The sequence below is a fragment of the Mesorhizobium sp. M7A.F.Ca.US.002.01.1.1 genome (assembly GCF_004022955.1).
GTDB classification, from domain to species: domain Bacteria; phylum Pseudomonadota; class Alphaproteobacteria; order Rhizobiales; family Rhizobiaceae; genus Mesorhizobium; species Mesorhizobium ciceri.
The window spans coordinates 1-16,383 of sequence record NZ_RZQE01000093.1; the positions used below are offsets into that span (position 1 = coordinate 1).

Consider the following 16,383-nt stretch of genomic DNA (forward strand, 5'->3'; position numbering starts at 1 on the left):
GAGTACCTGAATCCGCGCCGCGGCACAGGCGCCGAAGCCAACAATCCATGGCCGCCACTCGCGCAGCTACGTCGTGCCGGCTCGAACGGGGCCGGGTGATGCAAGGCCCGCAAGCCCATTGGCTGCAGGACGGCAAGCGGCTGCATCTCAACCACGGGCCGATCGACCTGATCGTCGAGGTTTTTGGTGAGGCGGATGAATGCCGCCGAGCCTATGAACAGGCCATAGCGCGGTTCCAGACGATCCTGGTGGAGCTGGTCGAGGAACTCCCCGAATTGCGGCTGCCGGCGTTTTTCCTGGCGCCGCGCACCTTCGCCGGCCCGACGGCGCGCCGCATGGAGGCAGCCGTCATGCCCCTGGCGGAATGCTTTATAACTCCGATGGCGGCCGTCGCGGGATCGGTAGCCGACGAAATGCTCGCCGCATTGCTTGCCGGTCGCAAGATCGAGCGCGCCTATGTCAACAATGGCGGCGACTGCGCGCTCCATATCGGCAAGGGCCAGTCGATGGGTCTGGCGGTAGCCGGTACCGGCAACGGCATGGCCGACCGGATCACGATCCGCGCGGAAGATGGCGTTCGCGGCGTCGCCACCAGCGGTTGGCGTGGCCGCTCCTTCTCGCTTGGCATTGCCGACGCCGTCACCGTGCTGGCGCGGACCGGCGCCGAAGCCGATGCGGCGGCGACGCTCATCGCCAACGCGGTGGACCTGCCCGGCAATCCCGCCATCAAGCGCATTTCCGCACACGAACTGTCGCCCGACAGCGATCTCGGCTCGCGGCTGGTGACGCAAGGCGTCGGCACGCTTGCCCTTGGCGAAGTGGCGCGCGCGCTGGACAATGGCCTTGCCGTCGCCGAAGATTTTCGCCGGCGGGGGCTTATTGCCGGGTCGGCGCTGTTTCTCGGCGGCGAGATCCGCATCAGTGGCTCGGTTGCGCTGGCCGCGCCCAACGAAACTTCGAGGGAGGAAGTTGCCCATGCCTGAGTTTCCGATCCGCAAGATCGCGGTTCTGACCGAAGAGATCTTTCACGAGGGCGGGCCGGTGGCCAAGGTGCCGCGCCGCCGTGCCGCCGCCATGGCGCTGGTAAAGAACCCGTTCGCCGGGCGCTATGTCGAGGAGCTGCAGAGCGCCATGGACGATCTCAAGCCGCTCGGCCTGCTGCTCGCCGACCGGCTGATCGCGGCGCTCGGCGGCGACGTCAAGCAGATCGACGGCTACGGCAAAGGCGCCATTGTCGGCACCGCAGGTGAGCTGGAACACGGCGCGCTCTGGCATGTGCCCGGCGGCTACGCCATGCGCGAGCGGCTCGGCGACGCCAAGGCGATCGTGCCGTCGGCCAAGAAGGTCGGCGCTTTCGGTTCGAAGCTCGACGTGCCGCTCGGCCACATCAACGCCGCCTATGTGCGCAGCCATTTCGACGCCATGGAAGTCGGCATGTCCGATGGTCCGCGCCCCGACGAGATCCTGTTCTGCCTCGCCATGACTTGTGGCCCGCGCATCCACGATCGCATGGGTGGTCTCGCGGCCGATGACATCAAAGCCTGGGATGGGCTGCGGTGAGCGGCGAGGACAATCTGCTCAAGCTGGTCGAGGTCGAGGCGCCGGACGACCAGGGTTACCTGCTGCAGGAGCAGGTCGGCTTCATCCTGCGCAAGGCGCATCAGCGCCATGTCGCGATCTTTGCCGCGCATATCGGCGATCTGACGCCGCCGCAATTCGCGGCGTTGGCCAAGCTGCGTGACGTCGGCGAGACCTCGCAGAACCAGCTCGGCACGCTGATCGCTATGGATGCGGCGACGGTGAAGGGCGTCATCGACCGGCTGAAGGCGCGCGGCCTGGTCGAGCTTTCCAGGCACGAGGTCGACAAAAGACGGCTGCTGGTCAATCTGACCGCGGCAGGCCGCGATGCCATCGAGCGCCTGATCCCGCCGGCGCGCGAGATCACAAAGGAGACGCTGGCGCCGCTCTCGGCCAAGGAGATCGCCACCTTCATGAAGCTGCTGGTGAAGCTGGCTTAGACCCGCCGGGCGCCAAAGGAGGCACCCGGCAGGAAGTTTGCCTCAGAGGCCGTTGTCCTTCAGCACCTGGGCGGCGTTTTCCTTGGTGATCTTCTCGGTTGGTAGGGTAATGGTCTTTTCGACTTTCTCGCCGTTGAGGAACTTGATCGCCTGGCGCAGGCCTTCGGCACCGGGAGTGACATAGGTGAAGGTCGCCGTCAGCTCGCCCTTGTTCACCATCTGCACGCCTTCATTGGGCAGGCCGTCGATACCAATGAACTTGATGTCCTTCTCGCGGCCAACATCCTTGGCGGCGAGATAGGCGCCATAGGCCATCGGGTCGTTGTGGCCGTAGACGAGATCGATCTTCTCGTTGCTCTTCAGCGCGTTGGCCATCAGATTGTAGGCCTGGTCCTGCTTCCAGTCGCCCGATTGCTGGTCGAGCAGATATTTGATGCCCGGCTCCTTGTCGGTGAATTCGTGAAAGCCGTCATGGCGGTCATGCGCCGGCTGGGTGCCCATGCCGCCCCAGATCTCGACGACGTTGCCTGCAGCCTTGCCCTTGCCGCCCAGCAGTTCGACGGCATATTCGCCGGCCGCGCGGCCGATCAGCGCGTTGTCGCCGCCGACGAACTGCGTGTAGTCCTTGGTGTCGACATTGCGGTCGAGCACGAAGACCGGGATCTTGGCGTCGATCGCCTGCTGCACGACGCCGGTCAGGCCGGCCGATTCCTTCGGTGACACCAACAGCGCATCGACCTCCTGGCGGATCAGGTTCTCGACATCGGCGACCTGCTTTTCGGTCTTGTCCTCGCCGTCGGTGATGATCAGCTCGACCTCGGGGTGCTTGGCGGCTTCGGCCAGGATGTCCTTGTTGAACTGCGCGCGCCAGGGCTCGATGGTCGTCACCTGCGAGAAGCCGATCTTCCACTTCTTGTCCTGGGCATAGGCATTGCCGGTGGTCAGCAGCGCGGTGGTGGTCAGCAGTGCCGCGGTCACGGCGGCAAGCTTCAGCATGTCACGTCGTTTCATTTTTTGTTTCCTCCGAGATTGAGAGACGGTGTCTCTTGCGACGGCCGCTTTGCCGCGGCCGTTTCCTTGTGCGCCGATTGCCCGCCGGGCAGGCGCAGATAGGCCAGGAGATCACCGGCATTGCGCTCCTGCACGAGCACGGTGCCGATGATGATCATCCCCTTCAGCACCAGCTGAAGGTTCGAATTGATGTTGTGGAGCTGCAGGATGTTGGAGAGCAGACCGAAGATCAGCACGCCGCAGAACGTGCCGATGAGGCTGCCGCGCCCGCCCATCAGGCTGGTGCCGCCTATGACCACAGCGGCAATGGCGTCGAGCTCCAGCCCGGCGCCGGCATCCGGCTTGCCTTGCCGGTACTGCGCGACATAGAGCACGGCGGCAATGCCGGCGAGCAGCCCGGAGACGGCATAGGTGGCGATCTTGACGCGGCCGGCGGCGATGCCGGAGAGGCGCGCCGCCTCCTCGTTGCCGCCGATGGCATAGACATAGCGGCCGAACGGCGTGAAGCGCAGCACCGCGCCGTAGATCACGATGGCGCCGAGGAAGAACAGGCCCGGCATCGGGATGATGCCGAACACCAGCGAGCGCAGGATCTCGAAATCGGCGGTGGCGTTGGAGCCGGTATAGACCGGCAGCACCGCATTGTTCTGGCCGGCGGTCAGCCGTGCGATGCCGAGCGCCGTCACCATCATAGCCAGGGTGACGATGAAGGGCTGCAGCCGTCCGGCAACGATGATGAAGCCGTTGAGCGCGCCGAACAGCAAACCAACGCACGGCGCCACCAGCAGCACGCCGAGCACGCCGAATTTCGGCTCGATCTGCGGCAGCAGAAACCACAGCGACAGGCAGCACAAGACCACGCCGACGACGGCGGGCGTGATCAGGCCGCGAATCCCGTCCAGCCTGATCTCGCGGACGAGATCGGCGCCGGCACGGGACTTTGCCAGGTTCTGGAAGATGAAGCGGGTGACGACGAAACCGAGGCAAAGCGCCACCAGCGCGACGGTCGGCACGCCCAGCACGACGCCCGGCGTCACGCCTGGGACCGTCAGCAGCATGGCACAGACCACCGAGCAGATGGCCATCAGCGAGCCGACGGAGAGATCGATGCCGCCGGTGATGATGACAGCCGTCATGCCGGTGGCGATCAGCCCGGTGGTCGAGACCTGGCGCAGCACGTCGAGCAGGTTGCCGTAGGAGAGGAAGATGTTGTTGCCCTTGGAACTCATCGGCGAGCCCAGCACGCCGATCAGGAAGATGGCGATCAGGCCCCAATAGAGCTTGGTACGGGACAGGAGTTTCAGGGCAGTCATGCGGCTGGTCTCGATATGGTCCTGCGCGGGGCGGCGAGACGCATGATGGCCTCCTCGCTGGCCGCATCGCGGGAAAGAATGCCTGTCTGGCGGCCATCGGCCATCACCAGGATGCGGTCGGAGAGATGCAAAAGCTCCGGCAGTTCGGAGCTGATGACGGCGATGGCCAGTCCATCGCGCGCCAGCTTGAAGATCAGGTCGTAGATCTCGCGTTTGGCGCCGACATCGATGCCGCGCGTCGGCTCGTCCAGCAACAGCACCCTTGGCCTGGTCGCCAGCCACTTGCCGATGACGACCTTCTGCTGGTTGCCGCCGGACAGCGTGCCGGCAGGCTGGTCGATGTCCCGGCAGCGGATGCCGAGCGCCTTGACCGCCTGCCGCGCCAGCCCCTGCTCGGAGGCCAGCGAGCGGATGCCGAAGCGGGCCAGCGACCCGACCAGCGGCAGCGCGACATTGTCTGCGATCGAAGCCTGCAGATGCAGGCCTTGCGTCTTGCGGTCCTCGGTGACCAGTGCAATGCCCAGCCGCCTTGCGTCGCGGGGCGAACGGATATCCACAGGCCGGCCGTCGACCTGGATTTCGCCACCGGTGCGGCCATCGCTCGAGCCGAAGATCGCCTCCAGGATCTCGGTTCGGCCCGAACCCAGCAGCCCGCCAATGCCGAGGATCTCTCCGGCGGCAAGATCGAAGCCAACGCCGTCGATCACCGTGCGCCAGCCATGCGCATCGGGCTTCGACAGCGACAGGTTTTCGACCGAAAGCACAATGTTGCCGCCGGAGTGGCGCTCTTCCTGGGAGGAAGCGAGCAGGTTGCGTCCGACCATCGCCGAAATGATCGCATCTTCGTCCAGCCTGGCCATCGGCTCGGTCAGTACATGGCGCCCGTCGCGAAACACGGTGACGCGGCTGGCCAGATGCATGACCTCGTCGATGCGGTGCGAGATGTAGACGATGGCGACACCGCTCTCGGCAAGCTGGCGGATGATGCGGAACAGCCGCTGGCATTCGGCCGGCGACAGCGCCGAGGTCGGCTCGTCCATGATCAGGATGCGTGCCGACATCGACAGCGCCTTGGCGATCTCGACCAGCTGCTGCTCGCCGACACGCAGGGTACCGACGCGGGCTTGCGGATCGAGCTCGATGCCGAGCCGCTGCAACAAAGCGCCCGCCGCGCGGCTGCTTGCCTTGCGGTCGACAATCAGCCCGGCGATCAGCTTCTCGCGGCCAAGGAAGATGTTGTCGGCGACGCTGAGTTCGGGCACCAGGTTGAGCTCCTGATGAATGATGGCAATGCCGGCATCCTCGGCGTCGCGTACGCCAGCAAAATTGACAGGGTGGCCATCGACGCTGACCGTGCCTTCATAGCCGGTGTAGACGCCGGAGAGGATCTTCATCAGCGTCGACTTGCCGGCGCCGTTCTCGCCCATCAAGGCATGAACCTCGCCGCGCCGCAGCTCGAAGCCGACATCGACCAGGGCGGCGATGCCGCCGAAGCTCTTGGAAATATGCTCGGCGCTCAGAACGGTGTCCGACCGATCGGCAGCGCCGTGCTGCGGGGAAAGGGAACTGCTCTCTCGCATGACAATGGCGGCCTCCCTTCCGTCCTCGTCAACTTCCCGCAAACGCTAATCTAAACGTTTCGATCATGTCAAGCTGATATGAGGTGCCGCATGTTTACTGCATTTCGATTCTTGCTAAAAAGGACAGGATTCCGTACGTATTGGCCGGCAAGGGTGGCGAAACGTTTCGAAAATGACAGCATCAGGGCAAAAAAAACACCGGAAATCCACCGCGCCCACCATGCTTCATGTGGCTGAAGCGGCGCGTGTTTCTGTCGCCACCGTTTCGGCGCTGATCAACGGCACGGCGACGGTCAGTCCGGAGCTTAGCCAGCGCATCGAACAGGCGATCCGCGATATCGGCTACAAGCGCAACGCGATCGCCCGCAGCCTGAAGATGGGCACGACCCGCACGATCGGACTGACCGTGCCGCACATCACCAACCCATTCTTCACCGATGTCGTCTCGGTCATCCAGCAGGCCTTCGACCGGGCCGGCTATGCCGTCATGCTGTGCTGCACGGACGAGGATTTGAACACCCAGGACGATCAGATCAAGCTGCTGCTCGATCGCATGGTCGACGGGCTGATCGTGGCGCGCGTCGGCGACGGCGCGATCCTCAAGCGGATCGTCGACGACGCCAACATGCCGGTGGTGCTGCTCGATCGTATCTGCAAAGGCGTCGACACCGATGCCGTGGTGCTGGACAACCAGCGCGCGGTGTTCGACGCCATCACCTATCTGATCAATCTCGGCCACCGGCGCATCGGTTACATCACCGGCACGTCGGACATTTCGCCGATGCATGACCGCATGGCGGGATATCGCGAGGCGCTTCACGCCGCCGGCCTGCCGATCGCGGAGGAGCTGATCCGCTTCGGCAATTTTCATGAGATCGACGGCTACAACGCGACCATGCAGATGCTGTCCTCGCACGATCGGCCAAGCGCGATCTTCTCGGCCAACAACCCGATGGTGATCGGCACCATGAAGGCGATCCGCGACATCGGCCTGTCCTGCCCGGAAGACATTTCGGTTGCCTGCTTCGACGACTTTCCATGGTCCGACGTGTTTCAGCCGCAGCTGACCACCGTCGCGCAGCCGGTGCAGGCGATCGGCGAACAAGCGGCCAATCTGCTTCTCGACCGTCTCGCCGGCAACAGGGACGCGCCGCCGCGCAAGCTTTTGCTCAAGGGTCGGCTGATGATCCGCAATTCCTGTCGCCCGCTCGGGGCGATTGCGCAGAGCGTGAGCGCGTAGTCTTTCGCCCAGCGTATATTCCTGTCAGGACTTGTCAGGCCGCCTGCGACAGCGATTTGTGCGCCTCGGCCAGGATCTCGAACGACCGTACCCGCGCCGCATGATCAAAAATCTGCGCGGTGACCATCAGCTCGTCGGCACCGGTGCGGCGCACGAAGGCATCGATGCCTTGCCGCACCGTTTCCGGGGAGCCGACGACGGCGCAGGACAATGCCTGGCCGAGCATGGTCTTTGCCATCGGATCGAGATCGCGGTCATAGTTCTCGACAGGTGGCGGCAGCCGGCCGGCACGGCCGGTGCGCAGATTGACGAAAGCCTGTTGCAGCGAGGTGAACAGCAAACGAGCCTCGGCATCGGTGGGCGCGGCAAAGACGTTGAGGCCAAGCATGACATGCGGTTTGTCGAGCTGCTCGGAGGGCTGGAAGCGCGAGCGGTAGACATCCAGCGCGTGATCCAGATCCGCCGGCGCGAAATGCGAGGCGAAGGCATAGGGCAGGCCGAGCATGGCGGCAAGCTGCGCGCCGTAGAGGCTGGAGCCGAGGATCCAGACCGGCACGCCCTGGCCTTCGCCGGGCACGGCACGGATGCGCTGGCCTTCCTCGGCCGGCTGGAAATAGCCCATCAACTCGACGACATCCTGCGGGAAATTGTCGACCCCGGCCTCGAGATTGCGGCGCAAGGCGCGGGCGGTACCCATGTCGGTGCCGGGCGCCCGGCCGATGCCGAGATCGATGCGGCCCGGATGCAATGCGGCCAGCGTGCCGAACTGCTCGGCAATCACCAGCGGCGAATGGTTGGGCAGCATGATGCCGCCGGCGCCGACACGAATGGTCTTGGTGCCGCCGGCGACATGGGCAATGACGACGGCTGTGGCGGCACTGGCAATACCCGGCATGTTGTGATGCTCGGCCAGCCAGAAACGCTTGTAGCCCAGGCGCTCGGCATGGCGAGCAAGATCGAGCGAATTGGCCAGCGACTGCGAGGCATCGCTGCCTTCGACGATCGGCGACAGGTCGAGAACGGAAAGGTCGGTCATGGGTGGGATCCTGTGTCAGGACCGCATGTAGGAAGCATCCGGCGGCGCCGCAAATTCAAAAATATTGATCAGCCTTTGACAGCTTCGGGGTCGGCGATGTCGTCCTCCTCGACGACAACCGCGTGCTGCGCGGCGAGAAAATTGCCGACATGGCTGAGCCCATCGAAATGATCGCAGAACACCTTGATGACGACCAGCAGCGGCACCGCCATCAGGGCGCCGACGAAACCCCACAGCCATGACCAGAAGGCGATGGCGATGAAGATCGCCACGGCGTTGATCTCGAGGCGCCTGCCGACCACCATCGGCGTCACGAACTGGCCTTCGACGATGTCGCACAAGATCACGAAGGCCGGCGCCAGAAGCGCGTAGAAGATGGTATCGAAGCTGATCAACGCCATGACCGTGACAAGCACGATGGTGATCAGTGCTCCGACATAGGGCAGGAAGTTGAGCAGGGCGGCAGCGACGCCCCAGACCAGCGGATTGGGCACGCCGAGCGCCCAAAGACCGAGAGCGATGACCGTGCCGAGGCCGGCATTGATGATCGTGACGGTGAGCAGATAGTGCGAGATTTCGCGTTCGACGTCATAGACGACGCGCAGCGCCCGTTTCTTTTCGCTGAGGCTGGCGAAGGACTGGATGATCTTTTCATAAAACATCGTGCCGGAGGCGAGCAGGAACAGCGACAGCACGAAGATGATGGTGAGGCCTGTTCCCGCCGACAGGATGTTGCTGGCGGCCGCCGACAGGATGCCGGACTGCGCTACCGCCACCTTCTGAATGCCCGACTCCTGCGAGGTCTCGGTCAGCTGTTCGATCTGATGCGAAATCTGCATGATCTTCTCGAGCGGCTGTCGCAATTGCGCCAACCGTTCGGTGAGCTTCTGGCCGATCGACGAGGTGTTGTTGATAAGATCGATGATCGGGCCACTGAGCAGATAGCCGGCGGTGGCGAACACACAAAGGGACAACAGCACCAGAAGGGTTGCCGAGATCACTTCCGGGATACCGTGCTTGCGCAGCAGTCGGACGATCGGCGTCAGCGTCAGCGCCAGCAGGAAAGCCAGAAGCACTGGCATGAAAAAGGCGCGGGCGAAGTAGAGCGCGTAGATGGCCATGAACAGAAAGATGCCGATCAGCAACGAGCGCATCAGACGCGTGTCGGCGCGAGCCGCGACGCGCGAATCCGGTTCATCGGAAATGTCCTGACCCCAGGCTGTGGGTTCGGTTTTCATGGTCACCCCCTCAAGCCGGCGCCCCTTCGCACGGCAATCGCCTCCATGAAACGCAGAGTTACTGGCGAGGGTTCCATGAGCCGGCTTCGGGATTGAGGCCGCTCGCGCCGGCTCCGGGTCAGGCTGCCGGCGACGTGACGGCTGTGGCGGGCTTGGCTGTTTCCTTGCGAACGATCGGCGCCACCCTGGTGCCGTAGAGTTCGATCGCCTTCATGATCTTGGCATGCGGCATGGTGCCGATCGCCATCTGCAGCAGGAAGCGGTCATTGCCGAAGATCTTGTGCTGGGCGACGATCTTTTCAGCCACTTGCTCGGGACTGCCGACGAACAGGGCGCCTGTGGGGCCGCGCGACTGGTCGAAATGCGCCCGCGAGGTCGGACCCCAGCCGCGCTCGCGGCCGATGCGATTCATCACTTCCGCCTGCGGGCCGTAGAAATCGTCCGCCGCCTGCTCGGTCGTCTCGGCGATGAAGCCGTGCACGTTGATGCTGGTGGCGAGGCCCGCCGGATCACTGCCGGCGCGCTTGGCGGCTTCGCGATAGAGATCGAACAGCGGCGCGAAACGCGCCGGCTCGCCGCCAATGATGGCGAGCGCCAGCGGCAGGCCGAGCGCGCCAGCGCGGGCGGCAGACTGTGGCGTGCCGCCAATCGCGATCCAGACCGGTAGCCTGTCCTGGAAGGGCCGGGGATAAACGCCGCGATCGTTGATCGGCGCACGCAGATTGCCCGACCAGGTGACCTTCACGCTGTCGCGGATGGCAAGCAGCAGATCGAGTTTTTCGGCGAACAGCTCGTCATAATCCTCGAGGTTGAAACCGAACAGCGGGAAGGATTCGATGAACGAGCCGCGCCCGGCCATGATCTCGGCGCGGCCGCCCGACAGAAGATCGAGCGTGGCAAATTGCTGGAAAACGCGCACCGGGTCATCGGAAGACAGAACGGTGACCGCGCTGGTCAGCTTGATGCGCTTCGAACGCTCGGCCGCCGCGGCCAGGGCCACGACCGGTGCGGAGGCGGCATAGTCGGGCCGATGATGCTCGCCGAGGCCGAAGACGTCGAGGCCGACCTGGTCGGCCAGCTCGATCTCCTCGATCAGGTTGCGCAGCCGCTCATGCGGGCCGATGGCACCGGGGCCCGGCTGCGGGCTGACGTCGGCGAATGTGTAGAGACCGAGTTCCATTTGATGTCATCCTGGTGTTGGGTTTTCGGGCTAGACGTAGCGACGCCTCAGCCGCGCCGCCAGTGGGGCGGACGGTGAACAGTGCATGTCGGTTTCGGCTCTATCTCTTCGTCGCCATTCCGGACGGAAAACCGCTTCACACTTTTCCTGGAATTGCTCCAAAGGCGTCTCCCGAGTGCAACAGCCGACAATTTCATGGCTGCCATGCCGTTTTGGCGCTTGAACTCTCGGTTTTCGCGCGTATGTAAGCGTCGCGAATTGACTTCAGGGAAGTGGACTTGGCTATCTACAGGGAAAAAGACGTTTTCGAGCGGCGCAATGCCGCAAACGAGGCAAAGAAGGCGCTCCTCGAGCGCTTCAAGGCAAAGCCGGCGGCGGATGATCCCGCAGTGCTGGCGCGGCAGGCTGAACGCAAGGCTATCCTTGCGGCCCGCGAAATCCGCGAGGCCGAAAAGGCCCGGCTGAAGCAGGAGAAGCTGGCACGCGAAGCGGTCGAGAAGGCCGAGCGCGAGGCAGCAGCCGAAGCGGCACGTATCGCCGCCGAGGAAGCTGCACAGGCCGAGGCCAAGATTCGGGAATCCGAAGAGAACGAGCGCATCGCCCGTCTTCTGGCCGACGAAGCCGAACGCAAGGCCAAGCGTGACGCGCGTTATGCGGCACGCAAGCAGCGTACCGGCAGGACGCCTCCGGGCTTCTCCGCCCGCTAGCTCTCGGCTACGGAGCAATCTGCTTCGAGAATCAGGGTCGCCTCGCAGCGGCCCTGAACGTGTTTGTCCCATGCATGTCGCCCTGGTCCCGGCTCTGGGAGGACGACATGCGCAAACCAAGAGACCTAAGCGTTACCGTCAGGCGGCGAACTTCAGCCCCATGATGCCGCAGACGATGAGCGCGATGCAGGCCAGCCTGATCGCGGTGGCCGGTTCGCCGAGCAGCCAGATGCCGAGCAGTGCCGTACCGACGGTGCCGATGCCGGTCCACACCGCATAGGCGGTGCCGACGGGCAGCGCCTTCAGCGCCAGGCCGAGCAGAGTGAGGCTGACGACCATCGAGGCAACGGTCAGCACGGTCGGCACCAGCTTCGAGAAGCCATCGGTGTATTTGAGGCCGATTGCCCAGCCGATCTCGAACAAGCCAGCGAAAAAGAGAAGAATCCACGACATCGACAACGCTCCATCAGAGCATCGGACCGAAAAGTGACTTCGGCGTCCGACGATCAGTCAAACAATGGCGGGTCGTCCCGTCCGGATTTGGGGAAGTGCGAGGTCGTCCCCGCCACGCCAATATAGGAATTTCGGGCGCTCGAGCAACAGCGACCGGCAACAAGTGTCGCCGGCCGTAATCTTATTGCGAAGTGGATCGCCGGACCTACTTGTCCTTGAGCTTCATCGCCTTGACCGGCGGCGCCTTCAGCGCCGGAGCCGGAGCGGGCTTCTTGGCGTCCTTCTTCGGCTTGCGGGCTTCCTTGCCTGCCTTCATCGCACCTTTAGCCATGATTCGTTCCTCCTGATGTGAGAAGCCAAGTGAAACAAGAGAACCGCCCGACCGCAAGGGGTTAGCGACTGTTGCCGCCGACAGCGGATCGCTTTCAACCGGTTTCTAGAGCAATTCACCGTTTCGCGGAAACAGTGAATTGCTCTAACTCTTTGTTTTGACGCAATTCCGGATGGAAAACCGCTTCACACTTTTCCTGGAATTGCTCTAATTTGCTCGTAAACCATGGCGGTCCGTGCCATGGTCATTTTCGCACTGCAGCATCGACCCGAGCTTCGCCGGGCGATCGTCAGGCAGGCCGTCAGGACGACAATGCGAATCCACATCGGCTGCGAGATGAGCTTCGACTTTCCGCAGGAAACGCCGCTCATCGCGATGCTGAATGTGCACTATTCGCGGGCCTCCGATCTCGAGCGGCCGGATTTCCTGATCTCCAATCCACCGGTGCCGATCGAAAGCTATCGCGACAGTTTCGGCAATTGGTGCAACCGGCTTGTCGCGCCGCCCGGGCGCTTCACCTTCGGCACCGACGCGGTGATCCGCGACCCCGGCACCTTCGAGATGGGCGACCTGATGGCCTGGCAGCACGAGGTGCGCGACCTGCCGGCGGACACATTGCTGTTCCTGCTGCCCAGCCGTTTTTGCGAAAGCGACCTTCTGGCTGACGAGGCGTGGCGGCTGTTCGGCAACACGCCGCTGGGTATTCCGCGCGTGCAGGCGGTCTGCGACTTCGTCCACAGCCACATCGTCTTCAACTACGGCAATGCACGGCCGACGCGCACCGCGGCGGAAGCCTATCGTGAACGGAGCGGCGTGTGCCGCGACTACGCGCATCTCGCCGTCACCTTCTGCCGGGCGCTCAACATCCCAACGCGCTATTGCACCGGCTACATCAGCGACATCGGTATGCCGAAGCCATGGGCAAGCATGGATTTCTGCGCCTGGGTGGAAGTCTATCTCGGCGGCCGCTGGCATGTCTTCGACCCGCGCAACAATGCACCGCGCATCGGCCGCATCCTGATCGCCTCCGGCCGCGACGCCGCCGACGTGCCGCTGACCCATATTTTCGGCCCGGGAACGCTTGCCGGCTTCAAGGTGTGGACCAGCGAGATCATCGAGTAGTCGCCGTTTTCCATAGACCGATCTCTCATGGCCGCTGCCGTGGACGACCCGACATTCGCGCGGTGTGATGCCTGTGGAGCTTTAGCGGCCTGGCCGCTAGACTGCGCCTTGAACGGGGGCAAATGCCATGGCCGGGCACGGCGGCTCAAAAAAGGTGATCTACGCGGCGCTCGCCGGCAATCTCGCCATCGCGCTGACCAAGTTCGCCGCCGCCGCCTTTACCGGCAGTTCGGCGATGCTGTCGGAGGGCGTCCATTCGCTGGTCGATACCGGCAATGGCGGCCTGCTGCTCTACGGCATGCACCGCGCCGCTCGCCCGGCCGATCGCACGCATCCGCTCGGCCACGGCCGCGAACTCTACTTCTGGAGCTTCATCGTCGCGCTCCTCGTCTTCGCGCTGGGCGCCGGCGTGTCGTTCTACGAAGGCGCGGTCCATATCATGGCGCCGGAGCCGGTCGCCAACGCCAAGGTAAACTATATTGTTCTGGGCCTTTCCTTCCTGTTCGAAGGCAGTTCGTGGTGGGTGGCGCTGAAGGAGTTTCGCCGGCAGAAGGGCAGGCAAGGCTGGCTGCAGGCCGTGCAGTCGAGCAAGGATCCGAGCGTCTACACCGTGCTGTTCGAGGACAGTGCGGCACTTCTCGGCCTGATCGTCGCTTTCGCCGGCATATTGGCGGCGGAACTGCTGGAGATGCCGGAGCTCGACGGCGCCGCCTCTATCGGCATCGGGCTGATCCTTGGCGCAACCGCGATCTTCCTGGCCCGCGAAAGCAAGGGCCTGCTGATCGGCGAGCCGGCGTCGCCCGAGGTGCAGATGAAAGTGCTGGCGATCGCCCAGCAGGATCCGGCGGTGCAGCGGGCGAACGGCGTCCTGACCGTTCATATGGGGCCGACAGAGATCGTCGCCGGGCTCAGCATCGAGTTCGAGGACCAATTGACGGCGCCCGAGATCGAAGCTTGCGTCGAGCGCCTGGAGGCGCAGTTGAAGAAGGAAATGCCGGAGATCACACGGCTGTTCGTCAAGCCGCAGACGTCAGGCACCTGGGAGCAGCGGCGCAGGCTGATCGATTCCGCATCCGATCCTGCCCTGGACTAAAACCGTGCCATTGCCTCACGGCCTTGCGCCGCTAGATTGAAGGGGCTTTGGAGGAACGAAGATGAGAATAGACGGCGGCTGTCATTGTGGCGCCATCACCTACGAGGCGGAGGTCGATCCGGAAAAGACCACGATCTGCCACTGCACGGATTGCCAGCAACTGACCGGCACGGCTTTTCGCCTTACGGTTCCGGCGCCGGAAAGCAACTATCGCATCACCAAGGGCACGCCGAAAATCTACATCAAGATCGTGGCGAGCGGCGCCAAGCGCACCCAGGCCTTTTGCGCCGACTGCGGTTCGCATCTTTACGCCACGTCTGTCGGAGATGGTCCGAAGGTCTATGGAATTCGCGTGGGGACCGCGCGGCAGCGCCAGGATTTGATCCCGACACAGCAGAAATGGCACCGCTCGGCGCTGCACTGGCTGCCTGAATTTCAGGGCATGACCACGTTGGAGGAGCAGTAGCACCGGTCCGGCACCGCGGCTCAATCGTCGCCTTCGACGACCCTCAGCCTGAGCTGCCCGGTTTTCGAATCGGCAACGCGCGCGCCGGTATCGACCTTGGCGGCGGGCCCCCGTGACGCGGCGTCTACGGCGGCATCGCCGTCGGGCTGCGCGCCGAATTCCAGCGCCTCGATCTTCTGGCCGCGCTTGGTGACCTTCGACGTCGAAACCAGTATGTCGTCGATATCCTTGGCCGACTGGCCGAAATGCACCTGCAGCTTGCGCACCCGCTCATCGACACGTGCAACATCCTCCATCAGCCGGATGACCTCGCCCTGGATCAGGTGCGCCTGTTCGCGCATGCGGGCATCCTTGAGGATCGCCTGGATGACCTGGATCGACAGCATCAGCAGCGACGGCGAGACGATGACGACGCGCGCACGGTGCGCCTTGTGCACGATCGCCTCGAAATTCTCGTGGATCTCGGCGAACACCGATTCCGACGGCACGAACATGAAGGCAGTGTCCTGCGTCTCGCCCTGGATCAGGTATTTTTCCGAGATATCGCGGACATGGATCTCGATGTCGCGGCGGAAGGCCTGCGAAGCTGCCTTCTGCAGATCGGCGCCATCGGCGGCGCGGATGGCGTTCCAGGCCTCCAGCGGAAATTTTGCATCGATGGCCAGCGACGGCGCGCCATTCGGCATCTTCACCAGGCAGTCGGGCCGGCTGCCGTTCGACAGCGTCGCCTGGAACTCATAGGCGCCGTGCGGCAGGCCGTCGGCAACGATCGCCTCCATGCGCGACTGGCCGAACGCGCCGCGCGTCTGCTTGTTCGAGAGGATCGCCTGCAATTGCACGACCTGGCCGGCGAGCGACTGGATGTTGCCTTGCGCGACGTCGATGATCGCCAGCCGTTCCTGCAATTTGGCCAGGCTCTCATGCGTGGATTTGGTCTGCTCGGTCATGGTCTGGCCGAGCCGGCCGGTCATGGCGTCGAGGCGTTGGCCGATCGATTGCGTCAGCTCCGCCTGCCGTGCGCCGAACACTTCCGCAATGGCGCCCATGCGGCCCTGCATTTCGGCCTGGCTTTGCAGAATGCCGGCCATCCGCACTTCCGCATCGCGGGCATGATCGGCGGCTTCCGCGGCCGCCACGGCGCGCGCCTTGGCCGACCGCCACAACGCAATGACCAGCGCCACGAACAGGGCCAGAAACAGCAAAACGCCGAAGGCCAGCGCATGGCCGAGCGTGATCGTTGTGGCGCCAAGCCGGGCGACAGGCTCCGAAAGGATGGTGCTCAAATCATTCATGTGGACAGCATAGACGATTCGCCGCGATAGCACAGATCAAAACGTGAACGCGCCTGATGCCAACCGGTTGACGCGTTTCGCTGGAGGTCTTAGGTGGAACGCCATGCCGATCAAGCCGCTCATCATCCTTCCCGACCCCATCCTGCGCGAGGTTTCCAAGCCCGTAGAGCGTGTCGACGCGCCTTTGCGCAAATTAGCCGACGACATGCTGGCGACCATGTATGATGCGCCGGGCATCGGGCTGGCGGCAATCCAGATCGGCGAGCCGCTGCGCTTGCTGGTGATCGATCTCGCCAAGGACTG

At 63.8% G+C, this 16,383-nt stretch carries 18 protein-coding genes; 9 read left to right on the plus strand and 9 right to left on the minus strand.

From position 1 onward, the window contains the following. Nucleotides 1-98: 98 nt before the first annotated feature. The 3 genes from EN932_RS12285 to EN932_RS12295 are packed head-to-tail and all read left to right on the plus strand — an operon-like array spanning nt 99 to nt 2,018. Complete coding sequence (locus tag EN932_RS12285; RefSeq protein ID WP_027161095.1) at nt 99-983, plus strand: thiamine biosynthesis protein ApbE; 885 nt, start codon at nt 99-101, stop codon at nt 981-983. Next, on the plus strand, nt 976-1,560 hold the full coding sequence (locus tag EN932_RS12290; protein WP_024502071.1) for an amino acid synthesis family protein: 585 nt from the start codon (nt 976-978) through the stop codon (nt 1,558-1,560). Before EN932_RS12285 ends, EN932_RS12290 begins: the two co-directional genes overlap by 8 nt. Continuing rightward, entirely contained in the window at nt 1,557-2,018 is a 462-nt protein-coding gene (locus EN932_RS12295) for a MarR family transcriptional regulator (protein WP_127368433.1), read from the plus strand. The genes EN932_RS12290 and EN932_RS12295 overlap by 4 nt, the downstream gene beginning before the upstream one ends. A 42-nt stretch (nt 2,019-2,060) precedes the next feature. On the opposite strand, the gene EN932_RS12300 is transcribed toward EN932_RS12295, so the two are convergent. From EN932_RS12300 to EN932_RS12310, 3 genes are read right to left on the minus strand one after another with little or no spacing between them, the layout of a single operon-like run. Further along, on the minus strand, nt 2,061-3,029 hold the full coding sequence (locus EN932_RS12300) for a substrate-binding domain-containing protein (RefSeq protein ID WP_013528455.1): 969 nt from the start codon (nt 3,027-3,029) through the stop codon (nt 2,061-2,063). Further along, nucleotides 3,026-4,342: an ABC transporter permease gene (locus tag EN932_RS12305; RefSeq protein ID WP_013528456.1), complete on the minus strand. Its 1,317-nt coding sequence runs from the start codon at nt 4,340-4,342 to the stop codon at nt 3,026-3,028. The genes EN932_RS12300 and EN932_RS12305 overlap by 4 nt, the downstream gene beginning before the upstream one ends. Further along, nucleotides 4,339-5,922 (minus strand): sugar ABC transporter ATP-binding protein, encoded by a 1,584-nt coding sequence (locus EN932_RS12310; RefSeq protein ID WP_127368432.1) that lies wholly within the window; start codon nt 5,920-5,922, stop codon nt 4,339-4,341. Before EN932_RS12310 ends, EN932_RS12305 begins: the two co-directional genes overlap by 4 nt. A 220-nt stretch (nt 5,923-6,142) precedes the next feature. Here EN932_RS12310 and EN932_RS12315 point away from each other — a divergent pair, with 220 nt between their 5' ends. Then, nucleotides 6,143-7,162 (plus strand): LacI family DNA-binding transcriptional regulator, encoded by a 1,020-nt coding sequence (locus EN932_RS12315; RefSeq protein ID WP_127368431.1) that lies wholly within the window; start codon nt 6,143-6,145, stop codon nt 7,160-7,162. Between the two features lie 34 nt (nt 7,163-7,196). Here EN932_RS12315 and EN932_RS12320 read toward each other — a convergent pair whose 3' ends face one another. The 3 genes from EN932_RS12320 to EN932_RS12330 all read right to left on the minus strand — a co-directional run bounded on the left by EN932_RS12320 (nt 7,197) and on the right by EN932_RS12330 (nt 10,616). Next, nucleotides 7,197-8,198: an LLM class flavin-dependent oxidoreductase gene (locus tag EN932_RS12320; protein WP_013528459.1), complete on the minus strand. Its 1,002-nt coding sequence runs from the start codon at nt 8,196-8,198 to the stop codon at nt 7,197-7,199. 68 nt (nt 8,199-8,266) lie between these two features. Next, nucleotides 8,267-9,436 (minus strand): AI-2E family transporter, encoded by a 1,170-nt coding sequence (locus tag EN932_RS12325; protein WP_127368430.1) that lies wholly within the window; start codon nt 9,434-9,436, stop codon nt 8,267-8,269. A 118-nt stretch (nt 9,437-9,554) separates the two neighbouring features. Then, a complete protein-coding gene (locus tag EN932_RS12330) occupies nt 9,555-10,616 on the minus strand; it encodes an LLM class flavin-dependent oxidoreductase (RefSeq protein ID WP_013528461.1) in 1,062 nt (353 codons plus the stop codon). A gap of 278 nt (nt 10,617-10,894) precedes the next feature. On the opposite strand from EN932_RS12330, the gene EN932_RS12335 reads away from it, so the two are divergent. Continuing rightward, complete coding sequence (locus EN932_RS12335; protein WP_013528462.1) at nt 10,895-11,323, plus strand: DUF6481 family protein; 429 nt, start codon at nt 10,895-10,897, stop codon at nt 11,321-11,323. Nucleotides 11,324-11,461: 138 nt separating this feature from the next. Here EN932_RS12335 and sugE read toward each other — a convergent pair whose 3' ends face one another. Both sugE and EN932_RS39520 read right to left on the minus strand, forming a co-directional pair. Beyond that, complete coding sequence (sugE, locus tag EN932_RS12340; RefSeq protein ID WP_013528463.1) at nt 11,462-11,776, minus strand: quaternary ammonium compound efflux SMR transporter SugE; 315 nt, start codon at nt 11,774-11,776, stop codon at nt 11,462-11,464. 205 nt (nt 11,777-11,981) lie between these two features. Further along, nucleotides 11,982-12,107, minus strand: coding sequence for a hypothetical protein (locus tag EN932_RS39520; RefSeq protein WP_013528464.1), 126 nt, complete (start codon nt 12,105-12,107; stop codon nt 11,982-11,984). Between the two features lie 312 nt (nt 12,108-12,419). Between EN932_RS39520 and EN932_RS12350 the strand changes: the two genes are divergently transcribed. The 3 genes from EN932_RS12350 (at nt 12,420) to EN932_RS12360 (ending at nt 14,788) form a co-directional block, all read left to right on the plus strand. Then, nucleotides 12,420-13,229: a transglutaminase family protein gene (locus tag EN932_RS12350; protein WP_127368434.1), complete on the plus strand. Its 810-nt coding sequence runs from the start codon at nt 12,420-12,422 to the stop codon at nt 13,227-13,229. Nucleotides 13,230-13,356: 127 nt separating this feature from the next. Continuing rightward, nucleotides 13,357-14,322, plus strand: coding sequence for a cation diffusion facilitator family transporter (locus tag EN932_RS12355; protein WP_127384769.1), 966 nt, complete (start codon nt 13,357-13,359; stop codon nt 14,320-14,322). Between the two features lie 61 nt (nt 14,323-14,383). Further along, complete coding sequence (locus tag EN932_RS12360; RefSeq protein ID WP_013528467.1) at nt 14,384-14,788, plus strand: GFA family protein; 405 nt, start codon at nt 14,384-14,386, stop codon at nt 14,786-14,788. Between the two features lie 20 nt (nt 14,789-14,808). Here the strand turns inward: EN932_RS12360 and EN932_RS12365 are convergent, their stop codons facing one another. Then, entirely contained in the window at nt 14,809-16,080 is a 1,272-nt protein-coding gene (locus tag EN932_RS12365) for a DNA recombination protein RmuC (RefSeq protein ID WP_013528468.1), read from the minus strand. A gap of 103 nt (nt 16,081-16,183) precedes the next feature. Between EN932_RS12365 and EN932_RS12370 the strand changes: the two genes are divergently transcribed. Then, nucleotides 16,184-16,383 (plus strand): peptide deformylase (locus EN932_RS12370; RefSeq protein ID WP_206618928.1); only part of this gene is annotated, 200 nt, incomplete at its 3' end.

Bases quoted from the DNA above. Each gene is read 5' to 3' on its own strand.
- EN932_RS12285 (WP_027161095.1), top strand. From the start codon at position 99: ATGCAAGGCCCGCAAGCCCATTGGCTGCAGGACGGCAAGCGGCTGCAT.
- EN932_RS12290 (WP_024502071.1), top strand. From the start codon at position 976: ATGCCTGAGTTTCCGATCCGCAAGATCGCGGTTCTGACCGAAGAGATC.
- EN932_RS12300 (WP_013528455.1), bottom strand. From the start codon at position 3,029: ATGAAACGACGTGACATGCTGAAGCTTGCCGCCGTGACCGCGGCACTG.
- EN932_RS12305 (WP_013528456.1), bottom strand. From the start codon at position 4,342: ATGACTGCCCTGAAACTCCTGTCCCGTACCAAGCTCTATTGGGGCCTG.
- EN932_RS12310 (WP_127368432.1), bottom strand. From the start codon at position 5,922: ATGCGAGAGAGCAGTTCCCTTTCCCCGCAGCACGGCGCTGCCGATCGG.
- EN932_RS12315 (WP_127368431.1), top strand. From the start codon at position 6,143: ATGCTTCATGTGGCTGAAGCGGCGCGTGTTTCTGTCGCCACCGTTTCG.
- EN932_RS12320 (WP_013528459.1), bottom strand. From the start codon at position 8,198: ATGACCGACCTTTCCGTTCTCGACCTGTCGCCGATCGTCGAAGGCAGC.
- EN932_RS12325 (WP_127368430.1), bottom strand. From the start codon at position 9,436: ATGAAAACCGAACCCACAGCCTGGGGTCAGGACATTTCCGATGAACCG.
- EN932_RS12330 (WP_013528461.1), bottom strand. From the start codon at position 10,616: ATGGAACTCGGTCTCTACACATTCGCCGACGTCAGCCCGCAGCCGGGC.
- sugE (WP_013528463.1), bottom strand. From the start codon at position 11,776: ATGTCGTGGATTCTTCTCTTTTTCGCTGGCTTGTTCGAGATCGGCTGG.
- EN932_RS39520 (WP_013528464.1), bottom strand. From the start codon at position 12,107: ATGGCTAAAGGTGCGATGAAGGCAGGCAAGGAAGCCCGCAAGCCGAAG.
- EN932_RS12350 (WP_127368434.1), top strand. From the start codon at position 12,420: ATGCGAATCCACATCGGCTGCGAGATGAGCTTCGACTTTCCGCAGGAA.
- EN932_RS12355 (WP_127384769.1), top strand. From the start codon at position 13,357: ATGGCCGGGCACGGCGGCTCAAAAAAGGTGATCTACGCGGCGCTCGCC.
- EN932_RS12360 (WP_013528467.1), top strand. From the start codon at position 14,384: ATGAGAATAGACGGCGGCTGTCATTGTGGCGCCATCACCTACGAGGCG.
- EN932_RS12365 (WP_013528468.1), bottom strand. From the start codon at position 16,080: ATGAATGATTTGAGCACCATCCTTTCGGAGCCTGTCGCCCGGCTTGGC.